Origin of the sequence: Hungatella hominis, assembly GCF_014288005.1 — a bacterium.
GTDB classification, from domain to species: domain Bacteria; phylum Bacillota; class Clostridia; order Lachnospirales; family Lachnospiraceae; genus Hungatella; species Hungatella effluvii.
This window is the reverse complement of record NZ_JACOPB010000009.1, coordinates 25,696-40,028: the sequence shown is the minus strand read 5'-3', so window position 1 is coordinate 40,028 and position 14,333 is coordinate 25,696. Positions and strand designations below refer to the sequence as shown.

At 47.6% G+C, this 14,333-nt stretch carries 10 protein-coding genes; all 10 read right to left on the bottom strand.

Going from position 1 to position 14,333, the window contains the following annotated elements:
• Window positions 1-52: 52 nt before the first annotated feature.
• Window positions 53-2,347: a DUF6273 domain-containing protein gene (locus H8S75_RS18700; RefSeq protein WP_187022935.1), complete on the bottom strand. Its 2,295-nt coding sequence runs from the start codon at window positions 2,345-2,347 to the stop codon at window positions 53-55.
• On the bottom strand, window positions 2,335-3,264 hold the full coding sequence (locus H8S75_RS18695; protein WP_187022934.1) for a hypothetical protein: 930 nt from the start codon (window positions 3,262-3,264) through the stop codon (window positions 2,335-2,337). Before H8S75_RS18695 ends, H8S75_RS18700 begins: the two co-directional genes overlap by 13 nt.
• Before the next feature lie 765 nt (window positions 3,265-4,029).
• Window positions 4,030-5,913 carry a leucine-rich repeat domain-containing protein gene (locus H8S75_RS18690; protein ID WP_187022933.1) on the bottom strand — a complete coding sequence of 628 codons (1,884 nt, stop codon included), beginning with the start codon at window positions 5,911-5,913 and terminating at the stop codon, window positions 4,030-4,032.
• A 718-nt stretch (window positions 5,914-6,631) separates the two neighbouring features.
• Entirely contained in the window at window positions 6,632-7,222 is a 591-nt protein-coding gene (locus H8S75_RS18685; RefSeq protein ID WP_187022932.1) for a hypothetical protein, read from the bottom strand.
• Between the two features lie 245 nt (window positions 7,223-7,467).
• Window positions 7,468-8,544 (bottom strand): peptide chain release factor 1, encoded by a 1,077-nt coding sequence (gene prfA, locus H8S75_RS18680; RefSeq protein WP_187022931.1) that lies wholly within the window; start codon window positions 8,542-8,544, stop codon window positions 7,468-7,470.
• Between the two features lie 21 nt (window positions 8,545-8,565).
• Window positions 8,566-9,567, bottom strand: coding sequence for a N5-glutamine methyltransferase family protein (locus H8S75_RS18675; RefSeq protein ID WP_187022930.1), 1,002 nt, complete (start codon window positions 9,565-9,567; stop codon window positions 8,566-8,568).
• Window positions 9,564-10,508 (bottom strand): DUF1385 domain-containing protein, encoded by a 945-nt coding sequence (locus H8S75_RS18670; protein WP_002601703.1) that lies wholly within the window; start codon window positions 10,506-10,508, stop codon window positions 9,564-9,566. Before H8S75_RS18670 ends, H8S75_RS18675 begins: the two co-directional genes overlap by 4 nt.
• A 79-nt stretch (window positions 10,509-10,587) precedes the next feature.
• Window positions 10,588-10,797: a 50S ribosomal protein L31 gene (gene rpmE / locus H8S75_RS18665; RefSeq protein WP_002601704.1), complete on the bottom strand. Its 210-nt coding sequence runs from the start codon at window positions 10,795-10,797 to the stop codon at window positions 10,588-10,590.
• Between the two features lie 239 nt (window positions 10,798-11,036).
• The gene (gene rho / locus H8S75_RS18660) at window positions 11,037-12,740 is read right to left on the bottom strand and encodes a transcription termination factor Rho (RefSeq protein WP_187022929.1); all 1,704 of its coding nucleotides are present in this window, start codon (window positions 12,738-12,740) and stop codon (window positions 11,037-11,039) included.
• Window positions 12,741-13,015: 275 nt separating this feature from the next.
• On the bottom strand, window positions 13,016-14,317 hold the full coding sequence (locus H8S75_RS18655) for an alkaline phosphatase family protein (protein ID WP_187022928.1): 1,302 nt from the start codon (window positions 14,315-14,317) through the stop codon (window positions 13,016-13,018).
• Between the last annotated feature and the right edge of the window lie 16 nt (window positions 14,318-14,333).

Below are 14,333 nucleotides of genomic sequence, written 5' to 3'. Positions count from 1 at the left end.
CCCCATGTAATCTGCTGAAACGGACAAATGGATACTCTCCTCCTCGTGAAGCTTACTCCTTATGCTGTGCGATGACAAAGGCTGGTCGAATTCCTATACTCGTGTCAGAGACATCAACCGGATGCAGGCTGCCATTTCCCAGATCCACCACGTAGATACCTTTTCCATACTGAAAAACGTCTTCCCCTTCATATTGCGGAGTTCTCAAGTAATATCCTTTGGAATATACAGAATATTGAGACTGTGGATTATTCTGACTGCTTCCATTAAATTTCCATAGAACATCTCTGTATTTCACCGCTTCTTCCATCGATAAGATAAACATCTGGTCTTCCATTATCTGAAATGGTTTTTCAAGTTTTTCCAAGTCGTCAAATGCAAACTGCTCGTATTCTCCCGAACCGGTCTTTCCCTGATAAGCTGTATTCACACCGATATAAATGAAAGATATGTCTTTTGCTGGACTTTCCATATTTTTTTGAAGCCATTTACGGATATTGGAGGTTTTATAGTTGTTATCCAGGCCATATTCCCATTTCTGTATGGACGTCCCGTCACTTTCAATGTCGGACCGTATCACCGTTTCACATAGAAAAAGAGCTGCATTTCCACGGTTATCCATCATATCGCTGTAATCTTCATCAATACATCGAAATCGATATTGCTTACCACCAATACGTCTTATCTGTATATCGCCTTCCCGGTAAACTGCCTCTTTGGGTGCAGTCTCATCATTGATTTCCTGATAACAGACATCACAGAATCCATCTTCATCTTTATCGATATGCCCCGACGCCGGAAAGAGCACTGTCTCCTCATAGCCGCACAGCCTGCACAGTAATCTCTCATGCCCACCGGATACACAGTCTGCCAAAACATGCTCCTGCATACTCATCTCATGAATGCAGGATTCCTGTCTCCAGACTCTTTGAAAACCGATCCGTACAATACAGTAGCGGTTTTCAGCGCTCTTAAATTCATCCATAAGGAGCCCAGAGACATTTGTTATGTCAGCAAATTCCTGACCAATTACCACAGTGGAAGGACTATGGTTTCGTGCAACCAGATAAATCTCATGGCGTTCCCGGTCATGGACCATGGAAATCAGATTCCTGAGCCGTTCCCGGCTTTCTTCCTGATTCTCTGTAATTACCGGCCAATCTTCCGTTCTGCTTCCTGTGATATTGAGATCGGCCTCTTTGGCAGTCTGAATCCATTTCTCCAGTCGCTGCTCCCCCTCCTCCTGCTCGGGTTCTTCAGCCATTTGATCGGTTCTACGGAACAATACTGTATATTTTTGAAGACCTGCACCTGATACCGTTATCCGTTTTGGACTTTCTTCCAGGGCCTGATATAGCCAGCCATCACTTCCTTTCATAAGTTCCGGAAAATCTACAGTCAGCTCCATTCCGTCTTCACTCTTACCGGCCTGCGTACGCATTATTTTTCTGTTTGGATCTGTCTCCTCAACAAAACGCACTTCCCAGAAAACCATTTTTGCTTCAGACGGGGTTGCAAGGTCCTCAAATTTATTTTCTGCACCTGACTCGTCTTCTCCAGACTTATCATCATTCTCATTCGAGTTTTCCCCGCCCCCCTGATCTTCGAACTTATTACTATTTCCATCTTCTGTTTCCGGCCGTTCGTCTCCATTGCTATCTTCTTTATCCCCGCCTGTTGAGGCGCCGCCTTCCCCCTTACCGCTCCCTCCCTTACTGTTTCCTCCCTTACCTCCGCTTCCACGCTTCCCTTTTCCTCCGGCAGCCGCTCCTGCCTTTTTATCCCCATCCATTGTCTCCGATGACATCAGGCCTTTGTCGGCTATATACCATTCCTCCCCATGTTCATTCAGCCAGGCTCCACTTGTTCCTACGAAGTATCCGTCTGGAGTTTTACCCTCCAAATACAAGGCTCCCATCGGATACAAATCGGATCTGATCTCTGCAAGGTAATAGCATTTTCCGTCAATCCACTGCCAGCCTGTCATCATTTGGCCCTTTCCAGTGCCTTCTCCTGTATTAAGAAAATACCAGTATCCGTCCACATAGATCCAGCCAGTATCCGCCATACCAGACGCATTCAACCGGTACCAAGCCCCGTCCTGTTCCGCTTCATCCCCAGTATTTGACACAGGCCCATGAACCGTTTGATAGACCCACCGGCCGGCGTTTTTACTATTTTCCTCCACATTCTCTGCGCAGGAAGGAGCCGCATATGTAACGGTCAGAACGAATCCCAGCCACAGTATAAACCATTGTTTCTTTCTTCTGTATCCTTCCAGTCTGCCTCTCGGCCTATTACACGTATCTCCGGCTATCGCCTGCCACCTTTTTCTTAAAGTCCACATCCGTCCCTCTTCTCCTCTCTCTTTTCCACTGCCCGCTTAATCAGCCATGCTGCCAACAGCATGAATAACAGGACCAATATTAATGACACAGTAAGTACAATGGCCTCTCTCCTGATGATCCAGGCTGAGTCCGGATCATACTCCACTGCTTCCACCACTCTGTTAGAGACAATTATCTTCTCTTCTGCCGGTGTTTGCTCATACTCCTTCAAGCTGTATACTGCTCTGCATCGATAGCCCTCAATCTCAGGATACGTGACCGTTCCTCCATAAGTAATCAGGTAATCTATTACTTTCCGTTTTCCAAAAGCAGTCGCGTCCCTGCATAAAATATCATCTTCATCTAAGTATGGCGCTCCATTCCATACAGTACTGGTAACCCTGTAATGTTCTTTAGTCACTCCAATTTCTGACAGAAGGGCGTCCTCATACAGTTCCAGCCGCAGCGGTTCTCCATCAATTGGCACATTCTCTCCTCCCAGTTGATATGTCTCTGCTCCATATGAATGAAACACGACCGGAAACGTAAAGTCATCGCGCCATTCTTCGTTCACCTTCTTCCTTTTGATTACCGGATACTTTGCACTTACCTGAAGTCCTGAGAAATCTTCTTTCGATGTGATACTTCTCGTCTCAGGAACTGACTCCATATTTTCTATACCTTCGTACAAAACTTCCTGTTCCAAACGCTTCTCCCTGGGACTCACTTTGACTGGCTCCAGTTCCCAGGTCTTTAGCCGATACAGCTTTTCTCCCTCTTCATAAATGAGTTCCGGCGCGTATTCTTCTGATGATCCAAACATGATCTCAGAGATCACCGTTATCTCCGGTTTCGGCCGGGCATAAGCCATTTCAGAAGGAATAGACATCAAAACTATCAGCGCAGCCAGCATACCACCTGGCCATTTTCTATTCATTTTCTTCACTCCTTGCATAGTGTATTTAGGTTACTCAAAGGGGGAACCTATACCCACTCAGTACCTATATTTTTTCATCTTCCCTTTTATTGGGGACAAAATAGAATTTAGCTATGTGATTCGTCCATAAAACAAGTACTTATACAGACACCTGTTAATCGCTTGCATCTGCTTCCCTAAATACCGTTTATAAAGCTAACTTACTCAAAAAAAGCGTAAACAACCTTCAATTAAATCGGAGATAAACCCGGCAGAATTTTATTCCGGATAGAGAAAAATAGAAAAGAAAAAACTGAATAACTAAACAAGCACTCATCCGTGCTCAAACAGCACAGCATGAAACACCTATACGAAACTAATTCGGGAATAAAAGGATATTACAAGATAAGTAAAATATATTGAAAAAACAAAAAAACGATACGGCTTATGCCGCGAGATTTTATGCATGTTTTACAACTCTCAATTGTAAAAACAGTATAACCGATAATTACCAAATAATCAAGGGGTTTTTCCAATTTCACAAAGATATTTTTACCAACAGAAAAAAGCCGCCTTCGGCCAAATCAAGCAGTTCATCATTCTAGTACAGCGTTGCATAAGTTCCGGTGGATTATACTAGTTTCCGATCTGCTCAATCCGCCAAGGCGGCATTTTATTCTCACAGCCAATACTCCAGTTACTGCTAATCGCATTTCAATAGCCTTCTCATACCTGCAACATTCCCACCAATCCCCTTCAGCCATCAACGTCTTCACGCCCAAACAATCAATGAGAATCCTCCACCGTATCAATCCAGTCCACATCGGCCATCGGCCGTTTTACCGTGCTGTCCTTCCCCAAATACTCCAACTGATCCAGTACATGTGTATCAGTCACGTAATTATCGGTGACATCCAGTTCCCTCAGATTTTTAAGTCCGGCTGCAAACTGAATATCCGTAAGCTGATTTCCCCGAAGGCTCAAATATTCCAGCGAGGGATAATGGCCTAAAAATGAGGTATATTCATCGAGAAGCACATCATCGTAATTAATAGAACGGACCATGCCGTCAGACCACATTTCAATATTTTTGTACAATTTCACATGGTTTAAGGAGAGGGCCTTTAATGCAGGATTATCCTGAAGACGGTCAAACTTCACCTCAAAACTGCTGCTGTCTAAAATCAGGGTTTCCAGGGCCGGAAGATTAAACGCATAGGACACATCCCCATAGAATTCCGAATGATTCATGTCCAGGCTGGTAAGTCCCTGGCAGCCGGCAAGAAAGCTTAAATCATCGCTGTTTCCCCAGTTTTTTCGGTAAGTCAGCTTCTTTAAAGCAGGCAGGGAAGCAATCACCGATGGCTGATCCACGTTGCAGCCCTGAACCTTCAGTTCTTCCAGGCCCGTCAGACTTCCAAGAAAACGAATCCCCATCATTCCATGAAATTCCCCATGCTTTAAACCGGTAAGTGCCGTAAGATCCGGATCATCCTGACTCGTATATTTATTTATTACCAAAGTTTCCAGACCTGTAAGCGTTCCCACGGGATTATAGTCACGAACCTCACCGTTGTCTACCAGCACAAGCGCCTTCAGACTCTCTTTCCCCATGAGCGGATCGAGCAGAAGAATCTTAGAATCCGTGATTCCAAGGCTCGCAAGTTCCGGCATATGATTAATAAAGCTGATATCTTTCAGGTTTTCCGCGTCAATCGACAGGCTCCTCAGCTTCTTAAGCACATTCAGGACCGTAAAATCATTCACCTCATCCATATCGTATAATTTTAAATTTTCCAGATCCTTCACCTGGGCCAATGCAGATATGTCCGAAATTTCCCGGCAGTCTTCCATCTCCAGTGACTTCAGTCCCGGAAAATACGACAGTTCTTCCAGACTCTTTAAATGGGAAGCGTTCAAACGTTCCAGGCCTTTGGCCGCATCTCCCAGCGCAAGACGCAGCATATCCAGTTGTATGTAGTCGCAGGTTATCATTTTTAAGGAGCTCAATGTCTCCAGACTGCCCTCCGGCAATTCCGTGTGATCCAGATTCAGATACTCCAGCTGTGGCAGCGCGGCAATGTCCTGAAGATCCAGGGCCTCCTGACAGACCACCACATTGATATCCGCATCCTGCCCCTGTTCGGCGGCCACGATCGGATTTTCAAAGCTGTATGTAATCATCCATCCGGCTTCGCCTTTCCTCATGGACAAATATTTAAAACGCCCCAGTTCTTCTTCCGTGACCGAGGAAACGCTCGTTCCCAAAGCCTCCTTAATCAGTACCTCGAAGGACGCGGAATACGTGGCAGACGCCTTGCTTTTATCCGATGACTGCTCTTCCGAAACAGACGCGGCCACTGTCACTCCCCTGCCGGGATACTTATTCGCATTTTTTGATGTTCCGGAAAGAGGGATCAGAATAAGTGCCATGATGCCAATCACACCGATAACGGCTCCGACAGCAATTGCCGCTTTGCTCCCCGACTCCTCCTTCTTCGCCATGCTGTTGTGGGAGGTCTCCTGCTTATACTCGATAAACACCTTCGGCTGTTCCGATTCCAGATAATATTTTGTGTGGCAGTACTGACAGTATCCCACATTCTCGTCCTTTTCATCCAACTCGATGGGGCCGCCGCAGGACGGACACTTTAAGGCTGTTAGTTTCATTTTGGTTTTACATTCCTTTCGCTTCGTTCATGGTCAGACTGTCATGTTGCTCGCTGCCTGAACCGTATTTTATATGAAATCATTTTTGTAAATAATTCCGATCCTATACCGATCACAGGAAGGCTGACAGCACAATCCGGATTAAACCGCAACCGCTATTTTTAATCATAAACCGATTCCATGCTCTTTCGTTTTCCGCCCTGTATGTTTTTATTTTGATTTGCTTCTTATGGCATTATACCACATGTTGCAGACCGTAGAGAACTATATTTTGAATATTCGAATTTACCATGCAGCATAAAAGTTACAGTTCACTCCCCACCAGGGGCACCGCAGTCCGGTTCGGCCAGGCAGGCTTCCTCAGCCTTTCCTGTGACTTTGCAGGGTATTAGAAGTTCTTAACGCGCAAAATTTTTCGTTCAGGTGAAATTCCCACTTGTCTGAGCGCAGCGAGTTTGGGAATTCCACCTGGTTTTTAGAAAAATTCTGCACGTTTAGAACTTCTTATGCCCGAAACTGGAACAGGAAAGGCTGAGGAAGCCTGCCTGGCCGAACCGGACTGCGGTGCTCCTGGTGGGGAGTGAACTGTAACGCATAAAAAGGCTTGTAAAAGCGGCGCGGGACACGATTACAAGCCTTTTATGAATTCTTTTTATAAATTCCTATAATATATTTTTCTTATGCATCCTTCTTAAAAATCCCCTGTTTCATCACCATTCTATCTCACCTGAATACGGAATGCCGTCGTCTGAGGCGGTATACTCGCCGTCTGAAAATTTGCATGGGTTATCTGTACCAGCTGGCCTGGGCGCAGATCACACAATCTGATCGGAAATCCATTTCTGTTCAGGATAACCGTCGAGCTAGTGACAATATATCTCGTTATCCTGCTGATATTGTTTGGCATGCCGGCAAGAATCTGACTGTTATTGCAGTCAATCCAGATCACTCTCTGCGTTGTAGTATTGGCTGAAGGTCTGGGAGGCTGTCTCGTGACTATCGTAAATGCAGTAGACTGAGGCGGTATGCTTCGAGTCATATTCGGTGAAAATGTTACATCCACCCGCATTCCCCGGCGGATATCACTGAGACGGATTGGCATTCTGAAAGAATTCATGATTGCGGTGTTATTATTGACGTTCAACCGCAGCTGCTGAACAGTGGTTACTCCGCTTTGCCACGGAACCGAGTAGGAGATTATAATAAATCCGGTATTTCTGCCGGAAGAAGAAACCTCATCGACAAAAGCATTGTCGATTCTAAGAAAATTTCCCTGTGTAATTATGGAACCTAAGGAGTCATTGGCCATATAAACCTCTTAAGGATGGATATGTCTTTTCTATCATTATATGATTAGGAACACGAATGTTTCTATGGAAAAGGAAATTAATCGGTTACTGTCTGATCTTTTACCGCATCGGAGAATCCTTTTTATAACAGATGCACGTATTTATTCCACTAAAAACGCCCTGTTTTTCAAAAACAGGGCGCCATTCTCTATTTATTTCCTATCTCAACCTGAAACCATAAAAAACAAAATATCAAACCATCCGTTTACACGTTCTCATTCACCTTCGCCAGCTTCGCCGCCTGGTCGGCCGCAATCAGACTGTCCAGCAGCTCCGTGATATCTCCGTTCATAATTGAATCAATCTTATAAAGTGTTAGCTTAATTCGATGATCGGTCACACGTCCCTGGGGGAAATTGTACGTACGGATTTTCTCGGAACGATCTCCCGTACCAATCTGGCTCCGGCGCTCTTCCGCCTCAGAATTCTGTCTTTTCTCCAGCTCCATGTCATACAGCTTGGAACGGAGCAGGCGGAATGCCTTTTCCTTGTTCTGAAGCTGTGATTTCTCGGTCTGGCTGTAGATAACAATACCTGTCGGAATATGGGTCAGACGAACCGCGGAGTCCGTCGTATTGACACACTGGCCTCCGTTACCGGAAGCACGCATGACATCAATCCTGCAGTCCTTATCCTCGATTACCACGTCCACATCCTCCGCCTCTGGCATAACCGCCACAGTCGCTGTGGAAGTGTGGATACGTCCGCCGCTCTCCGTCTCCGGAACACGCTGAACACGGTGAACACCGCTCTCGTATTTCAACTTGGAATAGGCTCCTTTTCCTGTGACCATAGCCACGACTTCCTTGAAACCGCCGATTCCGTTTTCATTGACACTGATCAGCTCCACTTTCCAGTGCTGGCCCTCAGAATAGTTCACGTACATACGGTACAGCTCAGCCGCAAACAAAGCGGCCTCATCTCCGCCCGCGCCGGCACGGATTTCCAGAATGATGTTCTTGTCATCATTGGGATCCTTGGGAAGAAGAAGAATCTTAAGTTCCTGCTCCAGCGCTTCGATCTGCTTCTTTGCATCAGATAATTCTTCCTTTGCCATCTCACGCATCTCTTCGTCATTTTCTTCGTCCAGAATGGTAAGGCTGTCTTCCACAGCCATCTTCGCCTTCTTATATTCCGTATAAGTCTCTACCAGCGGCGCTAAATCTGCCTGCTCCTTCATCAGCCTGCGGAAACGGTTCTGATCCTCCGTCACGGAAGGATTTCCTAATTCCAGCATCAGCTCTTCATAGTGAATCAATATATCGTCTAATTTATCAAACATGGGAAATTAACCTCCAAAATCTTACATTTCAGGTAACTTTGCATTGATACTTTTTAAAACCATAGTACCCCTGACCACGCGGTCAAGCCCCGGCGCATCCTGATACACAAAAACACCCCGGAAACCGGCCTCCCGAAGAAGTCCGCTCACCGCCTGCCCCTGGTCATATCCGATTTCAAAATAAACGGTTCCTCCCGGATTCAAGTAACTGCCGCATTCCGCAGCAAGCCGCCTGTAGAAATACAGTCCATCTGCCATTCCGTCAAGTGCCAGCCGCGGCTCGTGATCCCTGACCTCCGGTTCCAGCTCCTCGATCACGCGCGAAGGAATATAAGGCGGATTTGACACAATCACATCAAACCTCCTGCCGGAAAAAGCTGAGAACAAATCGCTCTCTGCAAGCGTAATCTTCTGCACGCTGCCCTTCTCATCTGCTCCCTCCGCCAATCCGGCGGAAACTTCCAGCCTCCAGGGATTTTCCTGTCGGCACTCCGCTGTAACTCTGACGGAATTCCATTTCGCCTGCATCAATTCCCGGGCGTTCTCTTCCGCCACCTTAAGCGCCTCCAAAGAGATATCAGCCAGCGTCACATCAGAAAATCCACCGAGGATGGACAGGCTTCCCCCGATACATCCGCTCCCGGTGCAAAGATCCAGGACGACAGGGTTCTTTCCCTTATAATCCTTTAAGACCTGCTCCACCAGAGTCTCTGTATCCTGGCGCGGAATCAGCACATGTTCGTTGACTGAAAATTCCAGGCCCATAAATTCACGGCTGCCCGTAATATGCTGAAGCGGAATCCGCTCCGACCGTTTTTCTATCATCGCGCGGTAATCCGCTACGGCTCTTTTAACCGAATCCTCATCTTTCACCTCATCGTTTCTGTGCATGAGGAAATGCACCATATCTGTATGAAATGCCTCGAAAAGCAGATACTTTGCATCAAGCTCCGCCTCTCCGATTCCGGACAGCTTCAGTCTCTCCGTTCCTTCGTTCCATAATGCCTGTAATGTCAGTTTCATCCCTGCTTCTCCGGAAAATTCTTATTTAAAAACTCCCGCCAGTCAAAAACCGCCTCCACGGACGCGATGCCGACCTCAATCATACTGTCATCCGGCTCTGTCGTGGTAAGTCCCTGCATCCACATGCCAGGACGGCTTAAAATGTCCATGATCTTCGAATTGCTTCTGCCGGCCAGTCGCAGAAATTCATAGGATACCCCCGCGATAACCGGAATCAGAACGATTCTGCTGACTACACGCAGCCAGATCGTATCTACACGCACTACCATGAAAAACAGGATACTGATCACCATAACGATGAGCAGAAAACTGGTTCCGCAGCGCTTATGCTCCTTTGAGCTTTTTCTGACATTCTCCACAGTCAGATCCAGACCGTGCTCCAGACAGTTAATGCACTTATGTTCCGCTCCGTGGTACATAAATGTCCTGCGTATATCCTCCATATTGGAAATAATCTTGATATAAGCGATAAAAATTACGATTCTGATGATTCCCTCGATCACCGCCATCACGGTCTGCGATGCGATAAAACGATGAAATATGTTCGCCAGAAACAGTGGCAGAACCATGAAAATAGCAATCGCCATGATAACAGAAAACACCATGACCACTGCCATCAAGGCCTTCTCCAGCTTCTCACCGAATACGCGGTCTAAAAACTGTTCAAACTTTCCGGGTTCTCCCGCATCCTCATCATCCTCAAAAAAACTGGCAGAAAACGTGAGGGACCTCATCCCCAGCACCATGGAATCGACAAAGCTGAATATTCCGCGCACAAACGGCAGGGAAAAAAACTTTACTTTCTCCCCCATGCTGATATACGTATCCTTTTTAACTTCAATCTCTCCGTCCGGCTTACGGACTGCGGTGGCATACTCATCCCCGTTTTTCATCATAACGCCTTCAATCACGGCCTGTCCGCCGATGCCTGAATACTTCATATGTTCCACCTCTCTATAAATCCCAAAAAAGGTTGAGCTAAAGTGTTTCCACCAAACTCAACCTTTTCTTTGCTCTAACTTATTCAGCGGCCTTAACGCCATATTTACGATTGAATTTATCAATACGTCCACGTGCTGCAGCAGCTTTCTGCTGGCCGGTATAGAATGAATGGCACTTAGAACAAACTTCTACGTGGATATCTTCCTTTGTAGAACCGGTTACAAATTCATTACCGCAGTTGCAAACAACTTTGGCCTGGTAGTAATTTGGATGGATTCCTTCTTTCATGATTTTCACCTCACCTGATTTCTATTTTATTTCAATAAGCACGCTGAGTCTCTATAACTCAATTTCAATCCGCACTCTGGATTTAAAATCCGAAATGACATAGCAGCTATGCTGTTGCATCCGAATATTCGGATGGTATTGACTTTAATATAATCCATTTTCTCTAATAAACAGCTTATACAGTATATCACAGAATATTTTTTAATGCAAGCATAATTTTTACAAAGACCGACAAAACATTAATATCGGAAAATCTTCTTCGACATCTCCACAAACTCCCGATTTGTTCGGGTTCTGGTGAACAGATCCAGAATCTTCTCCACCGCATCCTCAGGCTTTAAGGTGTTGGTCGCCTTGCGAATGAGATCCACGGCCTCGGACTCTTCCCTCGTAAGGAGCAGATCGTCTCTTCGTGTACCGGATTTCAGGATATCAATGGCCGGGAAAATCCGCTTCTCAGACAGCTTCCGATCAAGCACCAGCTCCATGTTGCCGGTTCCCTTAAATTCCTCATAGATAACGTCGTCCATACGGCTTCCCGTGTCTACCAGGGCAGTCGCAAGAATCGTCAGGCTTCCGCCCTCTCTCATGTTTCTGGCGGCACCAAAGAATCGTTTCGGCATGTGTAAGGCCGCCGGATCGAGTCCGCCGGATAATGTACGGCCGCTGGGGGCTACCGTTAGGTTATACGCCCTTGCCAGCCGCGTAATGCTGTCCAGTAAAATGATCACGTCGCGTCCGTGCTCCACGAGACGCTTTGCCCGCTCGATTACCATCTCGGAGACTCTCTTATGGCGCTCCGGAAGCTCATCGAAGGTGGAATACAGAACTTCCACATTGTTGCCGGTTATGGACTCCTTAATGTCCGTAACCTCCTCGGGACGTTCATCGATCAGCAGGATGATGACATGCATATCCGGATGATTGACGGTTACTGCCTTGGCCACCTGCTTTAACAGAGTCGTCTTACCTGCCTTCGGCGGGGATACGATCATACCTCTCTGTCCCTTACCGATCGGCGACAACAGATCGAGAACTCTCATTGCCGTGGTATTGCGTCCCGTAGTCTCCATGTGGAGTCTCTTATCCGGGAAAACCGGCGTCATATTTTCAAAGTTCGGTCTGTGCTCAGCCGCGCTTGCCGGATAACCGTTGATGTATTTTACAAACAGAAGGGCTGCAAACTTCTCCGCGGCGGTCTTCACCCTGCGGCTGCCCTGTATGATATCACCCGTCTTCATATTGAACCGGCGTATCTGGGACGGAGCCACATAGACGTCATTCTCACCCGGTAAGTAGTTCTCACAGCGGATAAAGCCGAATCCATCCGGCATCACTTCTAAGATGCCGTACGCGTCGACGCCGCTGTCCAGTTCCTGAAGCTCCGGACTCGGCTGAAATTCCGGGCGCGCCTCCTCGGCCGTTTCCCTTACGGATTCGATCCGGTTCATCTCCTGGCGCTGGTCCTGTCTGTCCTGGCGGTCGTTCCTATCCTGGCGTTCATTCCTGTCCTGACGCTGCTCCGGCCTGTCCTGGCGGTCGCTTCGTTCCATGGAATCTCCCTGGGACTGCCTGTAATTACTGGTTCTCTGCGGTCCTTCCTGCCTGTAGGAACGGACCACCGTTCTTTTTTTATCATTCGGATTCGTTCTGTTTACGGAGGTCGCCTGTGTCTGAGCAGGAGCCTTCTCCTCCTTAGCCGGCTCTGCGGCTCTCCTCGCTGGTTCCTCGGCCTGTTTCACCGCTTCTCCGGCACTCACAGAAGGTTCTTCATTCCCGGTTGAAACATCTGCCGGAGCACTTTTTCCTTCCTTTTCGCCTGCCTTCTCACAGAGAATATCAATCAACTCCGCCTTTCTCATGGAACCGTAGCCCTTGATCTCCTGTTCTTTGGCAAACTCCTTTAATTTAGCCAATGATAATGTCTCTAATTTTTCACGCATAACTTTCTCCTTATTTTAACTACTCCATATGACAGTTCTTTCATATTCATGGGAATTATCTACGATAGAATATCGTAAACAGATGTAAATAAAATCTGACGTCAGGTCGTACGATAATTTCATTATATACCCTGATTGTCAAAAAGGGAAGATTTTTTTATCTCCATAAATTGCACAGCCCTTTGCCGTGTTACAATTCACAGCCCTGTCGGCCTCTGCTTCCCGGTCTGTCCCGGCCTGTCCGCAGGGCCTGCGGCCGGAAGGGCGCAAAGCGGTCAGCGAATCAGTTCCTTCATTGTCCGCCCGTCCACCCGGCCCAGATCCAGTCCCAGAATTTCGGCCAGTGTCGGCCCTTCATCGACCAGTGACATTTTCTCCACCCTGGCCCCCGCTGTAAAATGCGGGCCTGCAGCCATAAAAAATGTCCGGTATCCATCCCGGTCAGGAAGATACCCGTGGGTTGCCGCCTGGATATGGAAATCCGTATGCTGGTCGGAGGCTCCGGCCTTTCTCCTGTATTCTTCCCAGCCATTCTGGAAGTAATACCCATCCGCGGCCTCCAGCACAAACGCACATTCCGGGTCCGCCCCCAGTGCGACGGCTTCGTCGCGGGTAAAGATGCGGGCAATTCCGCTGTTTTCCCGCTCTATCATGCGGTTTAAGAGTTTTTCCGTTCGCCCGAAACAGCTTCTATCCTTCACATAGATATAACAGCATCCGTCACAGTCTCTGGCGATCGCCTTCCAATCACGGATTCTGCCGTTTTTCACCTCTGCCAGCCCAGCCTTTACAAAATAGTAATTCGGGTAAATTGCTTCCTTCACATCCAACTGGCAGTGGTCTCCCAGTATCACCACATCCGTCTCGTCCTCCAGCCCCATTTTACGGAGCAGTCCTAGAAGCTCCCCGAGCCTTTCGTCATGGCGCCTGATGGCCGCCATGGCCTCCGGGCTGTCCAGTCCATACAAATGGCGGTTCGTGTCGACATCAGTCAAATGAACCAGCATCAGATCAGGCCGGTATTTCTCCAGGGTGTGAAGCATGGACGCATGGACGAAATGATCCAGCTGCGGCTGCCTGATGCCTTCCCGCATAGATCCGAACTTCATCTGAAGCTCCAGTTCATAAAGAGGCGTCCCGTTCATCATGCACACGCCCAGCTGATTCTGCCACGGACGGTTCGGAAGCACCTCCGGCAGGTTGTAATGCACTCTGGCCTTCCCCATCACCGGCCACAGAAGGGAAGCCACCCGGTATCCGTTCTTTACCGCTTCATCATACAGGGTCGTCCCCTGCACGTATTTCCGCTGCCAGAACCAGTCCGATGGTTCCCGCTCCGGCTGTACCTGTAAATTGTTGACGATTCCATGGTTCTTCGGATAACGTCCGGTCACAATGCTCACATGAGCCGGATAAGTCAGGCTGGGATATACGCTTACCACTTCACCGCATCCGGCCGCCCGCTTAAAGAATGGGCCGAAATTAGGCAGCGTCTCCATATAGGCTAAGTCCCTTCCGCCCACGGCGTCCAGGGACAGAATCATCATACGGCGTTTTTTTCTGTCTTGTCTGCTCATTTCACCAATTCCGCCT